Annotated in this window: 10 protein-coding genes; 8 read left to right on the forward strand and 2 right to left on the reverse strand. The window is 72.5% G+C overall.

The genetic code is table 11. The features are described from left to right. Positions 1-229: 229 nt before the first annotated feature. The 7 genes from ABZ371_RS02405 (at position 230) to ABZ371_RS02435 (ending at position 16,528) form a co-directional block, all read left to right on the forward strand. On the forward strand, positions 230-3,460 hold the full coding sequence (locus tag ABZ371_RS02405; RefSeq protein ID WP_358672715.1) for an amino acid adenylation domain-containing protein: 3,231 nt from the start codon (positions 230-232) through the stop codon (positions 3,458-3,460). Next, a complete protein-coding gene (locus ABZ371_RS02410) occupies positions 3,457-9,963 on the forward strand; it encodes an amino acid adenylation domain-containing protein (protein ID WP_358672716.1) in 6,507 nt (2,168 codons plus the stop codon). The genes ABZ371_RS02405 and ABZ371_RS02410 overlap by 4 nt, the downstream gene beginning before the upstream one ends. Before the next feature lie 226 nt (positions 9,964-10,189). Further along, a complete protein-coding gene (gene gntD, locus ABZ371_RS02415) occupies positions 10,190-11,278 on the forward strand; it encodes a guanitoxin biosynthesis L-enduracididine beta-hydroxylase GntD (protein WP_358672717.1) in 1,089 nt (362 codons plus the stop codon). Positions 11,279-11,309: 31 nt separating this feature from the next. Beyond that, on the forward strand, positions 11,310-12,080 hold the full coding sequence (locus tag ABZ371_RS02420; RefSeq protein WP_358672718.1) for an SDR family oxidoreductase: 771 nt from the start codon (positions 11,310-11,312) through the stop codon (positions 12,078-12,080). 81 nt (positions 12,081-12,161) lie between these two features. After that, on the forward strand, positions 12,162-13,505 hold the full coding sequence (locus ABZ371_RS02425) for a cytochrome P450 (protein ID WP_358672719.1): 1,344 nt from the start codon (positions 12,162-12,164) through the stop codon (positions 13,503-13,505). Positions 13,506-14,438: 933 nt separating this feature from the next. Then, the gene (locus ABZ371_RS02430; RefSeq protein ID WP_358672720.1) at positions 14,439-14,783 is read left to right on the forward strand and encodes an acyl carrier protein; all 345 of its coding nucleotides are present in this window, start codon (positions 14,439-14,441) and stop codon (positions 14,781-14,783) included. After that, a complete protein-coding gene (locus ABZ371_RS02435) occupies positions 14,780-16,528 on the forward strand; it encodes an acyl-CoA dehydrogenase family protein (protein WP_358672721.1) in 1,749 nt (582 codons plus the stop codon). The genes ABZ371_RS02430 and ABZ371_RS02435 overlap by 4 nt, the downstream gene beginning before the upstream one ends. Before the next feature lie 25 nt (positions 16,529-16,553). Here the strand turns inward: ABZ371_RS02435 and ABZ371_RS02440 are convergent, their stop codons facing one another. Both ABZ371_RS02440 and ABZ371_RS02445 read right to left on the reverse strand, forming a co-directional pair. Beyond that, positions 16,554-17,951, reverse strand: coding sequence for a helix-turn-helix domain-containing protein (locus ABZ371_RS02440; protein WP_358672722.1), 1,398 nt, complete (start codon positions 17,949-17,951; stop codon positions 16,554-16,556). Between the two features lie 751 nt (positions 17,952-18,702). Next, positions 18,703-19,419: a 4'-phosphopantetheinyl transferase superfamily protein gene (locus ABZ371_RS02445; protein ID WP_358672723.1), complete on the reverse strand. Its 717-nt coding sequence runs from the start codon at positions 19,417-19,419 to the stop codon at positions 18,703-18,705. 296 nt (positions 19,420-19,715) lie between these two features. Between ABZ371_RS02445 and ABZ371_RS02450 the strand changes: the two genes are divergently transcribed. After that, positions 19,716-21,107, forward strand: a complete 1,392-nt coding sequence (locus ABZ371_RS02450) for an MFS transporter (protein WP_358672724.1) — start codon at positions 19,716-19,718, stop codon at positions 21,105-21,107. The last annotated feature ends 6 nt before the right edge of the window (positions 21,108-21,113 follow it).

Raw genomic sequence — 21,113 nt, forward strand, 5'->3', positions numbered from 1 at the left:
GGCACACGCGAGGCGTGGCGCCGTGCCCGGCTCGCCGCAGCATCACCCGCGTCCCGTACGAGAACCAGGCAAGCGGCCGGTAACTCGCCCCGGTCCGGGCGGCATTTCGGCCAGCGCCGCTGATTGCCGGTCCGGTTGCCTGGTTACCGCACGGGCGGGCGATGCAGCATCGTCGCGAGATCCGGGCCTTCAGGCTCGCGGGGATGCACGAGAGAGCGGTTACGACCCGATGACTTCACGCGCCGAGAACGGTCTGCTGCCGCTGACGGCGGCCCAGCGGGGGGTGTTCTTCGCCCAACGCCTCGACCCCGCCAACCCGGCCTACAACACCATGGTCGCCATGGAGGTGCGCGGGCCGCTGGACGGCGGGTTGCTCCAGCGCGCGATCCGCCGGGCCGAGGGGGAGAGCGGAAGCTTCGACGTCGAACTGGTGGAGCGGCCGGACGGTGCGTACCAGCGGCCGGTCCCACCCGGCTGTTCGACCTGGCGGGAGTACGACCTCAGCGACGAGCCGGACCCCCTCGCCGCCGCCCGGACGCTGATCGAAAGTGACCGCGCGACCCCGCTCGACCTGGAGAAGGACGCGCTGTCGGCGCACATCCTCATGCGGGTCGGACCCGACCACCACGTCTGGTACCAGCGCAGCCACCACATCCTGTCCGACGCCTTCGGGTCGGTGCTGCACTCGCGCCGGATCTCCGCGTGCTACGAGGCGCTGGCCGCCGGGGCGGAACCCGAGGGTGAACCGCTGGGCCGGCTCCAGGACCTGCTGGCGGACGAGACGGCCTACCGTGAGTCGGCGGACTACACCGCGGACCGGGCGTACTGGGCCGGCGTCTTCGCCGACCGGCCCGAGACGGCTGGTCTGGCCCCGGGAGCGCCGACGACAGCGGCGGGCATGGCGATCGCCACGACGACGATGCTTCCGCCGGCCGGACTGCGGGCGCTGCACACCGCCGGCCGGGCCGCCCGCACCCCCTGGACGGTGCCGATGCTGGCGGCGGTCGCCGCCTACCTGCACGGGATGACGGGGGCCCAGGACCTGACGATCGGGGTGCCCACCACCGCGCGGCTCGGGGCGAGGTCCCAGAACGTGCCCGGCATGCTGTCGAACACGCTTCCGCTGCGGATCACCGTCGACCCGGCGGCCGACCGCGCCCAGCTGGTGCGGCAGGTCGCGCGGCGCCTGGGGGAACTGCTCACCCACCAGCGCTACCCGTACGACGAACTCCGGCGTGACCTGCGCATGCTCGGCACCAACGAGCAGTTGTTCGGAGTGCTCGTCAACATCATGCCGTCGGGGTCCGAGACCGCGTTCACCGGCCGCGTGGCCGAGGTGATGGCGCTGTCCGGCGGACCCGTCACCGACCTCAACATCACCTGCCACCCCGATCCGGGCGGCCGGGGCATGCGCATCGAGTTCGAGGCCAACCCCGACCGGTACGGACTCGCCGAACTCCGCACGCACCAGCACCGGTTCACCGACTTCCTGAGCCGCTTCCTCGACGCCCCCGCGGATGTGCCGCTCGCCCGGGTGGAGGTCCTGACCGCGGCGGAGCGCGCGCGGGCACTCGCCGCGGGCGGTCCCCCGCAGGACGCGGAACCCGTCGTCGCGCGCACCTTTCCCCAGCTGTTCGAGGAGCAGGTCAGGCGGACCCCGCACGCCTGCGCCGTGCTCTCCCCGACCGAGTCCCTCGACTACGCGGCGCTCAACGGCCGTGTCAACCGTCTGGCAAGGGTGCTGGTCGGGCGGGGTGCCGGCCCCGAGCGGCTGGTGGCGGTCGCCCTCCCGCGCGGCAGCGCCGCCCTGACCGCCACCGTCGCGGTGATGAAGTCGGGCGCGGCGTGCCTCCCGGTCGACCTCGGCTACCCGCGGTCCCGCATCACCGCCATGCTCGACGACACCGCACCCCTGCTGCTGCTGACGACCCGCGCGGCGGACGACGCCACGCTCGCCCCCGACGTGCCGCGCCTGTACCTGGACGAGGCGGCCGCTCCCGTCGGCTTCCCGCCGGCGGGCGGCGACACCGACGGCCACGATCTCGACGACCGGGACCGCCGCACACCCCTGCGACTGACACACCCGGCGTACGTCATCTACACCTCGGGGTCGACCGGCAGGCCCAAGGGCGTCGTCGTCACGCACACCGGCCTCGCCGCGCTGACGCGCCACCAGAGCGACCTGCTGCGCCTGACCCCCCGGACCCGGGTGCTCCAGTTCTCCTCACCCAGCTTCGACGCGTCCGTGTGGGAGCTGTGCGTGGCGCTCCTCACCGGAGCCGCCGCGGTGGTCGCGCCGGCCGAACGGCTCACGCCCGGGGAGCCACTTGCCGAACTGGTGGCCGAACTCGGCGTCGACTGCCTGCTGCTGGCCCCGTCCACGCTGGCGGCCATGCCGGCCGGGGGGCTTCCGGAGGGAATCAATCTGGTCGTCGGCGCCGAGGCGTGCCCGCCGGACCTGGTCGCACGCTGGTCGCCCGGCCGCCGGATGGTCAACGCCTACGGCCCCACGGAGTCGACGGTCATCGCGACGCAGACCGGCGCGCTGGCCGGGCGGACCGTCCCGCTCATGGGCCGCCCCGTCCCCGGCACCCGCGTCCGGCTGCTCGACGACGCGCTGCGGCCGGTGCCGCCCGGAGTGGCGGGCGAGGTGTATCTGAGCGGTGACGGGCTCGCCCGCGGCTACCTCGGCCGTCCCGGAACCACCGCGGAGCGGTTCGTCGCCGACCCCTTCGGCGCGCCCGGCACCCGGATGTACCGGACGGGAGACGTGGCGCGGCGGTCGGAGGACGGCGAGCTGTCCTACCTGGGCCGTGCCGACAGCCAGGTCAAGGTACGGGGTTTCCGCATCGAACTCGGCGAGGTCGAGAGCGTTCTCGCCGAGGCACCCGGAGTCGGCCGGGCCGTGGCGACCGTCCGCGAGGACCGGCCGGGCCACCGGCACCTGGTGGCCTACGTGACCCCGGCCGCGGAGGGCGCGGCGGACCCGGTCGCGTTGCGTGAGTTCGTGGCGGGGCGGTTGCCGGAGTACATGGTTCCGGCGGTGGTGACGGTGGTGGAGTCGTTCGCCCTGACTCCGAACGGCAAGGTGGACCGGGGGGCTTTGCCGGTGCCCGAGTTCCGGGCGGCGGACGTGTACCGGGCTCCGGTCACCGAGCGGGAGCTGGTGTTGCACGAGGTGTTCGCCGAGGTGCTCGGGCAGCCGCGTATCGGCGTCGACGACAGCTTCTTCGACCTCGGCGGTGACTCCGTCATCGCCGTACAGGTGGCGTCCGGGGCCCATCGGGCCGGACTCGCCATCGCCGTCAGGGACGTCTTCGTCCACAAGACCATCGCCCGGCTCGCCGAGGCGGCCGAGGACGTCGGCGAGCGGGCCGCGACCCCCCGTGCCGGGAGCCTGGTGCGGATCGACGCGGAAGAACTCGACGAGCTCGAAGCCCAGTGGGGGACAGCACTGTGAGACAGACATCCCTGGAAGCGGTCCTGCCGCTCTCGCCCTTGCAGCAGGGCATTCTCTTCCACGCCCTCTACGAGGAGGGACGAGCCGACAGCGGGAACGTCGACTTCTACAACGTCCAGACGCCGCTGGAGCTGACCGGGGCGCTCGACACCGGCCTGCTGCGTGCCTCCTGCGGCGCACTGGTCGGCCGGCACGCGAGCCTGCGGGCGGGATTCCTGCGCCGTCGCTCGGGCGAGGCCGTCCAGGCCGTGGCGCGGGCGGTCGAGCCGCCGTGGGAGGAGATCGACCTCTCCGGCTTCGGCCGGGAGGAACAGAGGCCACGCCTCTCCCGGCTCCTCACCGAGGAACGCGCCCGGCGCTTCGACATGGCCAGGCCGCCGCTGCTCCGGTTCACCCTGATACGCCTCGCGCCCGAGCGCCACATCCTGCTGATCACCAACCACCACATCCTGCTGGACGGCTGGTCGCTGCCCCTGGTCCTCGGCGACCTGTTCCGCATCTACGGCGACGGCGGCACGGCTGAGCGGCTGGAGCCGACGGTGCCCTTCCAGGACTACCTCGCCTGGGTCGGGGAGCAGGACAGCGCCCGGGCCGAGCGGGCGTGGAAGAGCGTGCTGGCGGGCGTCGACGGCGCCACGCTCGTCGCGGAGGGGGCCGGCGCCGGCTCCTCGGACCGGGGCCAGCGGCGCGTCGTGACGGAGCTGCCCGAGCAGGCCGCGGCGGAACTCACCACCCTGGCCCGCGGCCGCGGCCTCACTCTCAACACCCTGGTCCAGGGCGCTTGGGCGCTGTTGCTGACCGAGCTGACCGGACGCCAGGACGTCGTCTACGGGAACACCGTCGCCGGCCGCCCGCCGGAGCTCCCCGGCAGCGACCGCATGGTGGGCCTGATGATGAACACCGTGCCCGCCCGGGTGCGGATCGACCCGGCGGAGCCGGTGGCGGACCTGCTGGCCCGTATCCAGCACGACCACACGACCGTGATGGGCCACGAGTATCTCGGCCTCGCCGAGATCCACCGCGCCGTGGGCGCCACCGAGCTCTTCGACACCACCGTCGCCTTCGAGAACGTCCCCGTGGAACAGGCCGTCCGGGGCGCCTCGGTGCCGGGGCTCGGCGTCGGCCTGCTGCGGGACGCCGTCGACGAGGCGTTCGAAGGCACCCACTACCCGCTGAGCCTGGCCGTCCACCCCGGCAGCCGCCTCCGCTTCGAACTCAACTACCGCGAGGACGTCTACACCGCCGATGCCGCGAGGGGCGTACTGCGGCGACTGACCGGCCTGCTGGAGGACATCGCCGCGCACCCCGACGAGCAGGCCGGACGGTTCCCCTCGCGTACGGACGCCGAGCGACGCGGGATCCTGCGCGAGGCGAGCGGACACGCCGTCGAGCGGCCGGCCGGGACGCTGCCCGGCCTCTTCGAGGCGCAGGTCCGCGCGACGCCCGACGCGGTGGCCGTCACGGACGGCACGACCAGCCTCACCTTCGGCGCGCTCAACGCCGACGCCAACCGCCTGGCCCGGCTGCTCGCGGCCCGTGGCGTGGGACCGGGCGACCTCGTCGGTGTCGCCGTGCCGCGCGCCACGGACGCCGTGGTGGCGATCCTGGCGGTCCTCAAGTCGGGTGCCGCGTACCTGCCGATCGACGTCGACCACCCCGCGGAGCGCGTCGCGGCGATATGCGCGGAGGCCCGACCGGCCCTCGTCCTCGCCTCCGTCGCCACGGTGGGCGACATACCCGAGTCGGTGCCGGCGCTGCTGCTCGACGAGACCGTTCCGCCCGCGGACGGGACTGACCTCGACGACGGCGACCGCACCCGTGCGCTGCTCCCCGCCCACCTCGCGTACGTCATCTACACCTCGGGCTCCACGGGGCGTCCCAAGGGCGTGGCCGTGGAGCACCGCAACCTGGCCAACATGTTCCACAGCCACCGGGCGAACTTCTTCGAACCCGAGCGGACGAGGGCGGGCGGCCGGCCGCTGCGTGCCGCGCTCACCAACTCGCTCGGCTTCGACGCCTCCTGGAGCCAGCTCCTGTGGATGGTCGCCGGCCACGAGTTGCACATCGTCGGTGACACCGTGCGCAAGGATTCCCTGGCACTCGTCCGCCACGCGGCGGAAGCACGGATCGACGTCGTCGACACCACACCCTCCGTCGCACGGCAGATGCTGGACGCGGGCATGTTCGAGGTGGCGGGGGAGCGGCACCGCGTGCGCGTCCTCGCGCTCGGCGGCGAGGAGGTGGGCGACGACCTGTGGGCCGAACTCCACGGCGTACCGGGCCTGTCGGTCTACAACCTCTACGGTCCCGCCGAGTGCACGGTCGACGCGATGCTCTGGCACCCCGGCGGCTCACCCGGGGCGGCGGCGGACCCGCCCGCCATCGGTGTCCCCGCCGACAACACCCGGGTCTACCTCCTGGACGCGTTCCTGCGGCCGGTGCCGGCCGGGGTCGTCGGCGAGCTGTACATCGCCGGTGACGGGGTCGCCCGCGGGTATCTGGGCCGACCCGGCCTGTCGGCGGAGCGTTTCGTGGCCGACGTGTTCGGCCCGGCGGGTGCCCGGATGTACCGCACCGGTGACCTGGGGCGCCGCCGGCCCGACGGTGTCGTGGAATACCGCGGACGGTCCGACTTCCAGGTCAAGATACGCGGCCACCGCATCGAACTCGGCGAGATCCAGGCCGTTCTGGCCGACCACCCCTCGGTGGGCCAGGCGGTCGCGGCGGTGTCCGCCGACGCCGGGGGCGTACGCCGGATCGTCGGATACGTACGGGCCGCCTCCGGTGTGCGGCCGGACCCGGCCGCGTTGCGTGAGTTCGTGGCGGGGCGGTTGCCGGAGTACATGGTTCCGGCGGTGGTGACGGTGGTGGAGTCGTTCGCCCTGACTCCGAACGGCAAGGTGGACCGGGGGGCGTTGCCGGTGCCCGAGTTCCGGTCGGCGGACGCGTACCGGGCTCCGGTCACCGAGCGGGAGCTGGTGTTGCACGAGGTGTTCGCCGAGGTGCTCGGGCAGCCGCGCATCGGCGTCGACGACAGCTTCTTCGACCTCGGCGGCGACTCCATCATCTCGATGCAGCTCGCGGCCCGCGCCCACCGCGCCGGACTCGCCATCGCCGTCAGGGACGTCTTCGTCCACAAGACCATCGCCCGGCTCGCCGAGGTGGCCGAGGCCGTCGAGGAGAAGGACCCCACGGCGGCGGACGGCTCCGTCGCCGGGCCCTCGCTGCCGCTGACGGACGCCGAACTGGCGGAGATCGGCGCCGAGGGGATCGAGGTCGCCGACGTACTGCCCCTCACCCCGCTCCAGCAGGGGATGCACTTCCACGCCCTGCTGGCCGCCGACGGCATCGACGTCTACACAGCCCAGGCGCCCGCACGGCTCGAAGGACCTCTGGCGGCCACCGTGCTGCGCAAGGCGTTCGACGCGGCTCTCGCCCGCCACACCGCGCTGCGCGTCTCGTTCCGGCTCCTGGCGTCGGGCCGTTCCGTCCAGGTGGTGCACGAGGACGTGCGCGTGCCCTGGCGGGAGATCGACCTCTCCGGCACCGGCCAGGACGAACGACGCCTGCGACTGGCGGAGCTGGTCGACGAGGACCGCGTCAGCCGCTTCGACCTCACCGATCCCCCGTTGATGCGGGTCACCCTGGTCCGGCTCGGGACCGACGACCACGCCCTGCTGGTCACCTACCACCACGCGCTGCTCGACGGCTGGTCGCTGCCCCTGTTCTTCCGTGACGTCTTCTCCCTCTACGCCCGCGGCGGAGCCGGCACGGGCCGGCCGGTGGCCCAGTTCACCGACTTCCTCGGCTGGCTCACCCGCCAGGACGACGAGGAGGCGACACGGGCCTGGAGCGAGGCGCTGGCCGGTGTCGACGAACCGACGCTGGTGGCCCCGGGCGCCGACGCGGCCACCGCGACCGTGCCCCACCTGGTGACGGAGGTCCTGGACGCGGCGGAGACCACCGCGCTCACCGCCGCGGCCCGCGGTGCGGGCCTGACGCTCAACACGGTCGTCCAAGGCGCCTGGGCGGTGGCACTCGGCCACCGGCTGGGACGCGACGACGTCGTGTTCGGCGCGACGACCGCCGGGCGTCCGCCGGAGCTGGCGCACGTGGAGGAGATCGTCGGTCTGTTCATGAACACCGTCGCGGTGCGGGTACGCCTGGACCCCGCGCGACCGCTCGACCGCGTCCTCGCCGACCTCCAGGCGCACCAGGCCGAGCTGCGCCCGTACCACCATCTCGGGCTCCCCGAGGTACAGCGGGCTCTGGGGCTGGGCGACCTCTTCGACACCGTCATCGGGTTCGAGAACACCCCCTTCGACGGGGCAGCCATCCAGGAGCAGGTGCCGGGCCTGCGGATCTCCCTCGACGAGGAGCCCGTCCCCGGCGCCTCGCACTATCCGCTCAGCCTGGTCGTGATGCCCGACGAACGGCTCAGTCTCGAACTCAGCTACCGGGCCGACCTGTTCACGGCTGAGGAGGCCGGTGCGCTCCTGACCCGGGTGCGCAGGGTCCTCGACTGCTTCGTGCACGACCGGACCGTGCCGCTGGGCCGGATCGACCTGCTCACGGACCGGGAACGCGGTCAGCTCCTGGCCGCGGCGGACGGGGCGGCCCACGAGCGGACAGCGACCTTCCCCGAGCTCTTCGAGGAGCAGGTACGGGCCAGTCCCGGCGCCGTCGCGGTGTACGACCACGAGCTGGCCCTCACCTACGGGGACCTCGACGCCCAGGCCAACCGGCTCGCTCGCGCCCTGGTCGGCCTGGGCATCGGCCCGGAGCGTGTCGTGGCGATCGCCATGCCGAAGTCGGCGCGGTCCGTCCTCGCGGTCCTGGCCGTCCTGAAAGCCGGTGCGGCCTACCTTCCGCTGGACCTCGGCTACCCGCCGGACCGGCTCCGCTACCTGATCGGCGACGCGCGGCCGGACCTCGTCCTCACCACCGGTGAGGGCGCCGGGATCATGGCCGAGGCCGGTGCGGGGGAGGTGCTGTGCCTGGACGGGCCCGAGCCGGCTGCCGGGAACGGCACCGAACTCCTCGGTACGGATCCGGAGCTGACCGCCGGTCTGTCCGGAGCCCCTCTCACCGACGCCGACCGGACCGCGCCGTTGCGGCCCGCGAACGCCGCCTACCTGATCTACACCTCCGGGTCGACCGGCCGCCCCAAGGGCGTGCTGGTGTCCCACCTCGGGATCTCCGCCCTGGTCGCCCAGCAGCGTGACGGGCTCGCGCTCCGCCCGCAGGAGCGGGTGCTGCTGTTCGCCTCGCCGAGCTTCGACGCGTCCGTGTGGGAACTGGCCACGGCCCTGCTGACCGGGGCGAGCGCGGTGACCGCGGACCCCGAGGACCTGCTGCCCGGCCCGGCCCTGGCGCGGACGGTGGAGCGCCACGGTGTGACCGCGCTGCTGTTGCCGCCGTCCTCGCTCGCCGTACTGCCCGAGGACGCCCTGCCCCCCGGGGTCACCCTCGTCGTGGGCGGCGAGGCGTGCCCGCCGGACCTGGTCGCACGCTGGTCGCCCGGGCGCCGGATGGTCAACGCGTACGGTCCCACCGAGGCGACCGTCATCGCGACGATGAGCCGCCCGCTGTCCGGGCGGACCGGTCCGCCGATGGGCGGGCCCGTCGTCGGTGCCCGGGTCCATGTGCTGGACGGCTCCCTGCGGCCGGTACCCGTCGGGGTGGCGGGTGAGCTCTACCTGGCCGGCCAGGGCCTGGCCCGCGGCTACCTGCGGCGGTCCGGGCTCACCGCGGAGCGTTTCGTGGCCGACCCGTTCGGCCCGCCGGGTGCCCGGATGTATCGCTCGGGCGACGTGGCGCGCCGCACGGCGGAGGGGGGCCTGGAGTACCTGGGCCGCACCGACGAGCAGGTCAAGGTACGCGGCTTCCGTATCGAACCGGGCGAGATCGAGGCGGTGCTCGCCGCCGACCCCTCGGTGGGGCAGACCGTGGTGGTCGTACGGGAGGACACACCCGGCTCACCACGCCTGGTGGCGTACGTGGCCCCGGTGGCCGCCGGCCCGCTCGACCCGGCGGCGCTCCGTGCCCGGGTCGCCGCCGTGCTGCCCGAGCACATGGTGCCCGCGGCCGTGGTCGTCCTGGACCGACTGCCCGTGACGCCGAGCGGCAAGCTCGACCGCGCCGCTCTGCCCGCACCGGACTTCTCGGGGGGCGCCGGCGGCCGGGCGCCGCGGACCGAGCGCGAGAAGCTGCTGTGCGCGTTGTTCGAGAAGGCCCTCGGCACGGAGGGGATCGGCGTCGACGACAGCTTCTTCGACCTGGGCGGCGACTCGATCGTCTCCATCAAGCTCGTCACGATGGCCCACGCCGAGGGCCTGGACATCGCCCCGCGCGACGTGTTCGCCCACAAGACCGTGGCGGCGCTCGCCACAGCGGTCAAGGACCTGGTTCCGGCGGCGGACGCCGACGCGGCCGACTCGCAGGAACCGCTGATCACCCTGGACCCGAGCGAGCTCGACGAGTTCGCCGAGGACTGGCGGTAGCCGGCCCCGCACACGGGGGCCGACGCACCACCGGAAAGGCACCACCGCACCGAGCACCACCGAACACGCACCACGGCACCGAGCACCACCACCGGACCACGAACGGCCTGGACCCTGCCAGGCCGGTCCGGTGCGCACCACCACGCGGCCCGGCCACCCGGCGCGGGCCGCACAGGACCGAACGACGGACGACCGAAGCGGTCACGACCAGGTGAGGACAACCGGCATGACAAGTAGCACCCCGACTGTTGACGTACCTTCCCCGGACGCGGCCGCGGCGGTCCCGCCGGGGGAGGACCGCGGTGACACTCCTGTCGAGTACCACCTGGACACCACCGAGGTCGCCCAGTTGGAGGAGGCCGCCGCACGGCTCGGGAGCGCCCACGGGGCGCCCGGCCTGCCGGACTTCTACGACCACGCCCACACGGCCGAGGAACTGCTGCCCGCCGGCCTGCGCAGGTTCCTCCTCTCCTACCGCAGGACCGAGCGGTCCGCCGCGTGCCTGGTGCACGGCTTCCCGGTGGACGACGCGCTGATCGGACCCACCCCGGACCACTGGCGCAAGGCCATCCGCTCCGACGCGGCCCGGTCCCAGGAACTGTGGCTGGCCATGTGCGGCATGGCGCTGGGCGACCCGTTCGGCTGGGCGACCCTCCAGGAGGGGCGCATCATCCAGAACATCCTGCCGATCCGCGGTGACGAGCGGCGGCAGAGCGGCTACGGCAGCGAGAGCCTGCTGGAGTTCCACACCGAGGACGGCTTCCACCCGAACCGCTGTGACTACCTCATGCTGTTCGGACTGCGCAACCCCGACCTGGTGCCGACCATCGTCGCCTCCGTCCGTGACGTCCGGCTGAGCGACCACGACCGCGCGGTGCTCGCCGAGCCCCGTTTCCGCATCATGCCGGACACCGAGCACGTACGGCAGCTGGAGGCCCAGGACCCCGGCCATCCCGCGCTGGAGAAGCTGTACTCGATGATCAGCGGCGCAGTCCCGACCGCCGTACTGTCCGGCGACCGGTTCGACCCCTACCTGCGCATCGACCGGCCGTTCATGGACGTCGCACCGGGGGACACCGAGGCCGAGGGGGCGCTCGACCGGCTGATGGCTGAGCTGCACCGGGTGCAGCAGGACGTCGCCGTGGGCCCCGGCTCACTGCTCATCGTGGACAACTACCTGGCGGTACACGGGCGTCGGCCGTTCACCGCCCGGTACGACGGCACCGACCGCTGGCTGAAGAAGCTCACCGTCAGCCGCAACCTGCGCCGCAACTTCAGCGGATACGTACCCGGCAACCACCGCGTCATCGTCTGAGCCGGTCGGGCGGAAGGAGCAGGAGAGCATCATGCGCACAGTCATCGTGTCCGGCGCGTCCAGCGGTATCGGTCTCGCCACCGCCGAGCGGTTCGCCCGCTCGGGCGACCACGTGGTCAATCTCGACGTCCAGGCACTCACCGGGGGCGCGGCGGACGGCCCTCGCGAGGGGGGAGGCGAGATCCGGACGGTCACGCTCGACATCGCCGACTGGACCGCCGTGGGCGAGGCCGTCGACCGGGTGCACGCCGAGCGCGGCCGCATCGACGTCGTCATCGCCAATGCGGGCATCAGTGTCCGGCACTCCATCCTCGACCTCACCGAGGCGGACGCGCGGCGCACCCTGGACGTCAACCTGATGGGTGTCCTGGCCCTGTGGCGGCACGCCGTTCCGCACATGCTGCGGGAGGGGCACGGAGTGCTCCTGGCGACGGCGTCCGTCAACGGTTCGCGCGGCTACCCCCTCTACGCGGACTACAACGCCAGCAAGGCGGGTGTCGCCTCGCTGTGCCAGACCTTCGCCGTGGAGCTGAGCCCGCTGATCAGGACGGCGTGTGTCGCCCCCGGCGCCGTACTGACACCCATGCAGCGCGCCGAGTACACCGACGCGATGCTCGACGAGGTCAACGAACGCATCCCGGCCCGGCGGCACGCCCTGCCCGGGGAGATCGCGGACGTGTTCCACTTCCTGGCCTCGGAGCAGGCATCCTTCGTCTCCGGTCAGCAGTTCACCGTGGACGGCGCCGAGACAGCCGGTGCCACCACGGCGTTCTTCCCCGGCCCCACCGAGCCGATGCGCTGACCAGGACGGCACCCGGCCGCCGGCGTCACCCGCACCCTTCCGCTGTCAACCGTCCGTAACCGAGTCCGAGGAAACCGCCCCATGGACACCCGCCCCGCACTCGATCAGGGCCCGCTCGACGCCGTCGATCTGGCCGATCCGCTCCTGCACGCCCACCACGACCTGGGGCCGTTGTGGCGCCGCCTGCGGGCGGAGGCGCCGGTGCACTGGCAGCCGGAGAGCGACGGCCGTCCGGGGTTCTGGGTGGTCAGTGGTTACGCGGACGTCGTCTCGGTACTCAGCGACAGCGCGAGCTTCACCTCGGAGCGGGGCAACGTGCTGGACACCCTGCTCGCCGGCGGTGACTCGGCGGCCGGGAGGATGCTGGCCGTCACCGACGGACAGCCGCACAAGGCGCTGCGCAGCGCCCTGCTGAAGCCGTTCTCGCCGCGATCCCTCGACGTGGTGGTCGAGAGCGTGCGGCGGGGCACCCGGCGGCTGGTCGAGGAGGCGGTGGAGCGGGGCGAGGTGGACTTCGCCGCCGACGTGGCCGCGCACATCCCGCTCGCCGCCATCTGCGACCTGCTCGGCGTGCCGCCCACCGACCGGCAGCACATCATCGAACTCACCTCCTCCGCCCTCTCCACCGGGGACGGGCTCCCCGACGAGGAGGCGACCTGGGCCTCGCGCAACGGACTGCTGCTCTACTTCTCGGAGTTGGCCGCCGCCCGGCACGACAAACCGTACGACGACGTCGTCAGCCTGCTGGTGACCAAGGAGATCGACGGGCGGCCCCTCACGCACGAGGAGATCGTCTTCAACTGCTACAGCATCATCATGGGCGGCCACGAGACGACCCGCTTCTCGATGGTCGGCGGGCTCCAGGCACTGATGGAGCGGCCCGGCCAGTGGCGGGCCCTCAAGTCCGGCGAGGTGACGACGGAGTCGGCGGTCGAGGAGGTGCTGCGCTGGACGAGCCCCGCCCTGCACAGCGGGCGAACCGCGACTCAGGACCTCTTCCTCGGCGACCAGTTCGTCGAGGAGGGCGACGTCGTCACCACCTGGCTGGCCTCCGCCAACCGCGACGGCCGGGTCTTCGCCGAGCCCGACGAGTTCGACCTCGGAAGGACCCCGAACAAGCACCTGTCGTTCGCCTACGGGCCCCACTTCTGCCTCGGCGCGTTCCTGGCCCGCGCCGAGCTGGCGGCCCTCCTGGAGAGCTTGTGCGACCTGGTCGCGGAGGCTCGTCCGACAGGCCCGCCGACCTACGTGTACTCGAACTTCCTGAGCGGCCTCTCGTCCCAGCCGGTGCGCCTCACCGGGGAGCCGGCAGGACGCCGAGCACCGCTGACATCGTCCACCGGCGGCGGGTGCCCGGGAACGGGTGACCGCCGGGCAGCACCCGGGTCCGGTGCTGCGCCGGGGTGTCCGCGGTCCACGGTCTGACGAATCGTCACGGAAGGTCGGGAGGCCAGCTGTTCGCGCGGCAGCCCGCCGGTGCTCGGCGGCCGGGGGATCGACCTGTCGTCGGGGCCGGCCGAGGCCGGCTCACGCCCCAGGGCCGGACGCGGTGCGCGCGGGACGCCGAGGCCAGGGGGCGCTGGGCGGCCGCGGCGCCGCCCGCTCGATCCGCAGCGTCAACTCGTACGCCACCTCGGCGCCGGCACCGGGGCCGGGCAGGGTGTGGAGCGACGTCGGTCCGGGCTCGGGGCCACGGAGAGGAGCCCCGGCCACTGTGTCGAACCGCCCGGCACGGGCTCGCCGGTCCGCGAGCCCCGGTCGGGCGGCTCCGCCGGCACCGGCTCCTCGGGCCCCAGGACGTGAGGTCACCCCAAGTCGCAGGCGCCCGCGCCCCTGCCCGCGGGCGGAGGGCGTACCAGCCTCAGACGCGGGTTTCCGACGGGGAACCGGGCGCTGCCCCGGTCGACTGCCGGTGTGCCGTCCGTGTGCTCATGCCGGTCAGCCTCATCGCTCCGCGCCCGGTTCCGGCAAGGCAGCCGGGCGGCAACTTCGGCGGCGACGCTCCCGGTGGAGGGGGCGCCGGAGCGGTGCGCCGTGCGGGGAGCACGCAGCGGGTCCCGCGTCTCGGATCACGCGGGGTTCGCGTGACCCGTACCACCATGGTTGCGGCAGGCGCCCTGCCGTCCGGCGTCAGCCCCGCAGGCACGGCCGTCCCTCGGCCCGGCTACGGCTGCCCCTCGGCCCGGTGGCCACGGCCGCGGTGGCGGACCGCGTCCGGCTCCTCGTGCGCGGCGGCCGACGCGTGCCCCGGCGCTCGGCGAGAGGGCCGGCCGGGGTGCCCGGCGAAGGCTTAGTTGCCGCGCGCTTGCCGGGTCCGTTGCCTGGGCCCGGTCATCGGCGGGTCCTAGCGTCGGCGGCATGACTCACACTCCTGCCGCCATCGGCACCGAGGCCATCGCTCCCGTGGTGATCGGTATGGTCCAGGTGGTCGCGCCTCGCAAGCTGGACCGGATCGAGCCGGACCACCGGCTCGTGGGTGACCTCGGCTTCCACTCCTTGGTCCTCGCGGAGCTCGGGTACAACCTGGAGGACCTCTTCGCCCTCCAGGCGCTGAACCCTGAGGCCGCCATGAAGCTGGAGCGGGTCAGCGACGTGATCGAGCTGGTCAGCGCCGAGGTGGTCGCGGGCCGGGCGGAGCTGCCCGACGCGGAGGCCCTGAGCGGCATGTTCAGCCGATACGGCGTCGACAGCCCTCCGGTATGAGCGGCCACGCAGCGGAGCGCCCGGCCCACGCGCTGGTCGCCGATCTGGAGCGGACGCTCGGTGACCCGGCCACGGATAGCGGGCCCTTCAGCTTCGCCGAGATCGTGGCGCACGAGGAGAACGACAGCCTTCCGCCGGGGGCGGTGGAGCTGCTCAGATCGTGGGGGTTCTCCGGTTACCTGGTACCCGAGGAGTTCGGCGGCCGGCTTCGGAACCTGGAAGACCTCTTCCTGCTCACCCGTACGCTCGCGCGCCGCAATCTGACGCTCGCGGTGATGTTCGGCTCCGCGCTCCTCGGTGTCAACTCGGTCTGGCTGTGGGGCGACGACGAGCAGCGCGCACGGGTCGCGGGTGCCCTCCTGGACGGGGAGCTCGCCTGTTTCGCGGTTTCCGAGCCCGACCACGGCAGCGATCTCGGCACCAACGAGACCGTTGCCGAGCCCGACGGCGACGACTTCCTCCTGACCGGGGAGAAGTGGCCGGTCGGCAACGCGACCCGGGGCCGCTTCGTCACCGTCTACGCGGCGATCGGCGGTACACGGTCCTCCCTGTTGCTCCTCGACAAGGAGCAGATGGAGAAGGGGAGTTGGACCAATCATCCGTTCGTGAGGACGGTCGGGCTGCGCGGTCACGACCTCAGCGGGATCACCTTCGACCGCACCAGGGTGCCCGCCGGCGCACTCCTCGGGCGGCCCGGTGCGGGACTGGTCGGAATCCTCCAGGTGCTCCAGATCACCCGTACGGCCATCGGAGCACTGTCCATCGGCACCATGGACTCGGTGCTGCGGATCGCCCTGCGCCACGCGCGGGAGCGGGTGCTCTACGGACAGGAGATCTACCGGCTTCCGGTCATCCGGCGGCATCTGGTCCACTCCCATGTGGACCTGCTGATCGCGGAATGCACGGCGCTGCCGGTGGCGCGGTCGCTCTCCGTCGTGCCGTCCCGGCTCAGCCTGTGGTCGTCCGTGGTCAAGTACCTCGTCCCGACCCTCGGCGAGGAGGTCGTGCAGGAGGCGGCCAGGGTCCTGGGCGCCCGGAGCTATCTGCGGGAAGGCGTGGCCTCCGGCGCGTTCCAGAAGCTCCAGCGCGACCACGCGATAGCGAGCATCTTCGAGGGGACCACGCACGTCAACCTCCACAGCATCGCCTCACAGCTTCCCGCGGTGGCGCGAGTGGCCGACCGCCCCGCCGTCGGCGGGGAAGAGGTGCTACGGCAGCTCTTCGACTGGTCCGAGGACGCCCCGCAGTGGCATCCGTCGGGCAGGGCGCTGCGGCTGACCAACGCCAGTGAGGACGAGATCACCCGGGGCTGGGGCCCGGCGGCCGCCGAGGCCCGCCGGATCGCGGAAGGCGAACTCGCCGGGCCCGAGGGCCCCGCGCTCGTCAAGGTCCTCAGCGAGCTCTCCCGACGCCGGACCGACTTCTACGCGCGGATCGCCGCCGAGGCGCCCGACGCCGCCTCCACGCACGGGCAGGACCAGGCCACCGAGCACAGCGTCCACCACGCCGCCGCCTCCTGCCTGTACACCTGGCTCTACTCCTTCGACCGGGAGCGCGCGGCGCCGGGCGGCAGTGGATGGCTGGTGCTGGCGCTGCAGCGACTGCTGCGGCGGCTGGACCACACGACCGAGCTGGAGGAGAGCTGCCTGCCGTGGCTGGAGGAGCTGATGCTGTCGAGCCTCGACGGCCCGCTGCACTTCTCACTCCAGGCCGTCAGGGCGGCTGCCGGGCCGGCGCCGGCATGAGCGGGCCGGCGTCCCCGGCGGCGCGTCAGGTGGCCCGGCGCCAGGCGCTGCCCGCGAGTACGGGCCGGTCGCGGCCCTGCTCGGCGGACCGTCCGAGTGCCGTCGCGGCTTCCTCCTGTGTGACCCAGTGCCGCACGAGTGCGTGGACCCCGTATCTGTACTGCTGCCCTCGATTGATCTGGACCAGTGAGACGTCGGCGAGTTCGGCCAGGAGGTGGGCGACGCGTGTGCTCCCGAATCCCCCGCCCGACTGGGCCGGGATCGCGTCCAGGGAGAACGTGCGGGGCAGCGAGACCAGTTCCCGGAGCAGCTCGCGATGAGGGGTGGGCAGCAGGTCGTAGCTCCACCGCACGCTGTCCGACAGCGTGCGGTGCCGCGACAGGTCACCGGCGTCGACATGTGCGAGCAGGTGGAAGAGCGTCCCGTCGTGCAGGAGGGTGGTGAGAGGGAGCGATCTGAGTCCTCGCGCGGCCACTTCTATCGCGAGTGGCATGCCGTCGAGGAGCCGGCAGAGCTCCTGCACCATCGGCAGGCGGTTGCCCAGGTCGAGCGTCGGCAGACTGGCCCGTACCCGGCGCAGGAACAGCTCCACCGCGCTCGGGAGCTCGGTGTCCGAGCCGTCCCGCTGGTCGCACGAGAGCGGCTCGACCTCCCAGGTCTCGGCCGCGCTCACGGCCAGGGCGCGGCGCGAGGTCACGATGATCTGGAGCCCGGGATGCTCGTCGAGGAGCTGCCGCGCGATCCGCGCCGTCTGCTGCGGGACGTGCTCGGCGCTGTCCAGGACCAGGAGCCGCCGTCCGAGCCCGGCACCGCCCCGCGCACCGCCTTCGTTGCTGGTCAGGCGCCGTACTACACGCGTCAACTCGGCTGCCGAGACGGCGGGTTCCAGATGCTGGGGCGGGATGTCGTGCAGTTCGGCGACGGCCACTCCGCCCTGGAACAGCGGGCGCAACCGGGATGCCGCTGCCAGGGCGATGCGGGTCTTGCCCACGCCGCCGGGTCCGGTGAGGACGATCAGCCGGCTGCGCTGCGCGGCGGCGAGGACGTGCCCCAGGTCGGCCTGGCGGCCCACCAACGCGTCGCCCAAGGGCCGGGGGCCCTGCCAGGGCGGGAGCGCCGTCGGGTCGGCGTGGAGGTCCGCGGGCTGCCCGAGCGCCGGCCTGCGCCCGCTGTCCCAGGGCGCCGGCTCGGAGAACGCGGTGGCGGTGGCGCCGAGCGCGGTGAGCAGCAGGTTGACGGAGGTCCGACGGGGATTGGTGTTGGAGCCGGTTTCCAGGTTGCGGATGGTCCGGACACTGACGCCGGACCGGTCGGAGAGCTCCTCCTGCGTCCAGCCGGACAGTCTGCGTTGATTGACCAGGAAGTCGCGGAGCTGATGGATGTCTGTTCTGTCGAAAGAGTAGTGTTCCTTCAGAATCGGCATGTAAGCCCCCCGTGAATTATTGACCGTGCCAGTCGTGCGCATCCGTGCGATGCGAAAATCCGGTTGCCGCATTCTTTATGAGAGCGGTGGTACCGATAGGCGAGCCGTGGCGTTTGTAGTGCCGGGCGGTTCGCGTGTGCGCTGACGAGCGGCTCGGTGCAACATCTCCTGCAATTACGGAGGACCCTACTCGAAGACCTCATCCGAGTGGGAGATGTGAAGGCGTCGAAAAATTCTGCCGATCAGCACGGCTCCGACCGCTCCGGCTTTGATCAGCTGTGACCCGTCGGTAAGCGCCCGGCCCGCCGGTGCACATGCTGAAATCATCAGCACGCGCCTATTCGTTCCTCGTGGAGCGAGTGCCCGGGGAAGCGTGGGCACGACAAGGACCGGCTTGCCCGCACCGCCTGTGCGGCCCCCTGCGAAGAGGCGGGAAACCGGCGTTCATGGTGTCCAGCACTGATCGGTCGCCTTTCCTGTCCGGGCGTCGGATCGGATTCGACGAGTCACCCCTACCCCCTGCGGATCCCGGTCACGTCGTTCTTCCGGGCGCCGGGACAGGAGAATCCGCACTCTCCCGAGGCCGATCGGGGCTGCCGGTCCCGAAGGGGCGTCGACCGGGTCGACGAACGCTTATGACGGCCTAAAAATACCGCATCGATGCGCTCTCGGACAGGCGAGATTGGCTTAAAGTGACATTGCCATATGGTGAATACCACGTGTTTCGCCGGGTTGGTTGTTTCTGTTTGTCCTAATTTTTCCCTGCTTTCGGCGCCAAACCCTCCAGGGGGTCATGCGATACATAGCTGGCCGAAACTGCCACTACGGACAGGAGGAGGCCGGAACGTGCCACCCAGCGGCCGGTGAGCCCAGCCGGGCCGGGGGACCCAATGGGCGGTTCGGGCGCCGGGGGAGCTGCGCGAAACGTGCCGTCGGGCCGCAGCCGAACGGTGAAGTCCCGAAAACCGAAGCGGGTTCCCCCCCATGGCGAGAACGCCTTGTAGGAAGCCTCCTTGGCACAGAAGAGCAGACGGTCCAGTGGCAGACCGGCGGCCGGGGGGAAGTCCTGCCGGAGCCAGCCCGCTTCGACGTCCGTGACGATCCGCTCCGCCATGAAGCGGGAGAGGGGCTCCCGCGGTTCCGCGTCGATGCCCAGAGCGGCGAAGTCCTCGGTCAGCGCGACAGCGGCCGCGCGGTAGTTCCGGCAGTGGGTCATGCTCCCCACGACCCCCGCAGGCCAGCCGGGTGCGCCCAGGGGGCCGGGCACCAAGGGCGCCGGGTCCACCCCGAGGGCGGTCAGTGCCGCACGGGCGCACCCGCGCACCGTGGTGAACTCCTTGCGCCGCTCGTCGAGCACCCCTTCCACCACCGCCTGTTCGGTGGCGAAGAGGGCGACGGCGCCGTCCGGGCCGTCGTCGTCGAACGCCTCCCGCGCCCGCACCCCGGTGGGCACCACCTCAGCGATCACGCCTCGCCTCCTCCTGCCGGGCATCGGATACCCGGGTGCCGCGATTCTTCCGTCCGCGGTGCGCCGGACCTGCCGACGGGGTGCGATCCGGCGGCGGCGGCGGCGGGGCGGGCCGGCTCCGCGCCGGGACCGTCGAGGTGCACGAGCGTGGTCCGGTGGACCGAGCGGCAATTCCCGCCCGGTGAGTTGCCGGTGCGCTGCCTGGCCCGGTCCGCTCCCCATCGACCAGCATGCATCGCAGGTCGGCGGCATACGCCCGGACGAGCGTGGAGACAAAGGACAGAGGACGACTAGCCATGGCGCAGGCGCGTCCCGAAGAGACCGGGCCGGCTTCGGTCAGCCCCCCGTCACTGTGGCGGGATCGCGACTACATGTACTGGTGGTCGGGCAACGGCCTGTCGACGCTGGGCACCAGCGTGTCGACGCTCGCCTTCCCGCTGCTCGTCCTCCACCTGACCGGATCCGCCGCCCAGGCCGGCGTCATCACCGTCCTGCACATGGTCGGCCGGCTGGCCACCCTCGCGGTGGGCGGGGCGCTGGCGGACCGGGTGTCCCGCCGCGCCATCCTGTGTCTCGTACCGCTGGTCCAGGCGGTGTCGATGGGCGTCGTCGCCCTGCTGGTGTACAGCGGCGACCCCTCGATGACCGCGATCGGCGCGATGGCCCTGCTCAGTGGTCTGGCGGCCGGACTGCGGGTCGGTGTCTCGATGCCGGTGCTCCGCAGGATCGTCCCCAAGGAGCAGGTCGCGGCCGCGACGGCCCAGGGGATGGGCCGCGACATGGTCGCCCAGCTGATCGGCGCTCCGCTCGGTGGCCTGCTCTACACGATGGGCCGCTGGATCCCGTTCCTCTTCGACGCGGTCTCCTTCCTCTTCGTCACCCTGGGCTCCCTGCTGATCCGCCGGCCCCTCGGCCCGGACCGGCACCCCGACGACGGGCCCCGTGCCAGCCTGGCCAAGGACGTCGGCGACGGTCTGCGCATGATCAGGCGCAGCGACTACCTGGTGTTCACGCTCATCTGGGGCGCTGTGCTCAACGCCGTCGCCGAGGGTTTCATCCTGCTCTTCGTGGTGCTGGTGCAGCACCGGGGAGGCGGGCCCACGGCGGTCGGTCTCGCCACCTCGCTGGCGGTCACCGGTGGTGTCATCGGAGCGGTCCTCGGCCCGCTGCTGATGGGAAAGCTGGGCGCCCGGCGGGTCCTGATCATCTCCGCGTGGGTCTTCATGGCCTCGTTCGCCGTGGCGGTGTCGGTCTCCCAGCCGTGGCAGATCGGCCTGGTGGTGATGGTCGGCATGGTCAGCATGGTGCCGATGAACGTCGTGACCGAGTCGTACGAGGTCCGGCTGGTTCCGGACCAGTACCAGGGCAGGGTCGCGGCGACCAGCCGCTTCTTCGTCCAGGGGGTCCAGTGGATCGGCCCGTTGGGAGCGGGCATCCTCGCCGACGCGGTGGGCGTGGAGCGGGCCGTCCTGGTGCTGGCGGCGGCCATGGCCCTGCTGGCGATCACCCTGCACGCGGCCCGGCGGTACGTGAAGGTGCTCGACATCCCGCTGGCCGACGTGGAGGAACTTCCCCTGCCCGGGGCCGTGCCCACCGGCGAGGAGAGCAGGCCGGCGGCCCCTCCGGAGGACGACGTCCCCGCCACGGCGACCGGGACCACGACGCTTGGAGACCCGCAGCAGCGATGACGGGCC

Source organism: Streptomyces sp. NPDC005899 (assembly GCF_040629645.1).
Taxonomy (GTDB): Bacteria; Actinomycetota; Actinomycetes; order Streptomycetales; family Streptomycetaceae; genus Streptomyces.

Coding starts and splice junctions, on each gene's coding strand:
- ABZ371_RS02435 (WP_358672721.1), top strand. CDS start 14,780: ATGAGCGGCCACGCAGCGGAGCGCCCGGCCCACGCGCTGGTCGCCGAT.
- ABZ371_RS02450 (WP_358672724.1), top strand. CDS start 19,716: ATGGCGCAGGCGCGTCCCGAAGAGACCGGGCCGGCTTCGGTCAGCCCC.
- gntD (WP_358672717.1), top strand. CDS start 10,190: ATGACAAGTAGCACCCCGACTGTTGACGTACCTTCCCCGGACGCGGCC.
- ABZ371_RS02440 (WP_358672722.1), bottom strand. CDS start 17,951: ATGCCGATTCTGAAGGAACACTACTCTTTCGACAGAACAGACATCCAT.
- ABZ371_RS02425 (WP_358672719.1), top strand. CDS start 12,162: ATGGACACCCGCCCCGCACTCGATCAGGGCCCGCTCGACGCCGTCGAT.
- ABZ371_RS02430 (WP_358672720.1), top strand. CDS start 14,439: ATGACTCACACTCCTGCCGCCATCGGCACCGAGGCCATCGCTCCCGTG.
- ABZ371_RS02405 (WP_358672715.1), top strand. CDS start 230: ATGACTTCACGCGCCGAGAACGGTCTGCTGCCGCTGACGGCGGCCCAG.
- ABZ371_RS02420 (WP_358672718.1), top strand. CDS start 11,310: ATGCGCACAGTCATCGTGTCCGGCGCGTCCAGCGGTATCGGTCTCGCC.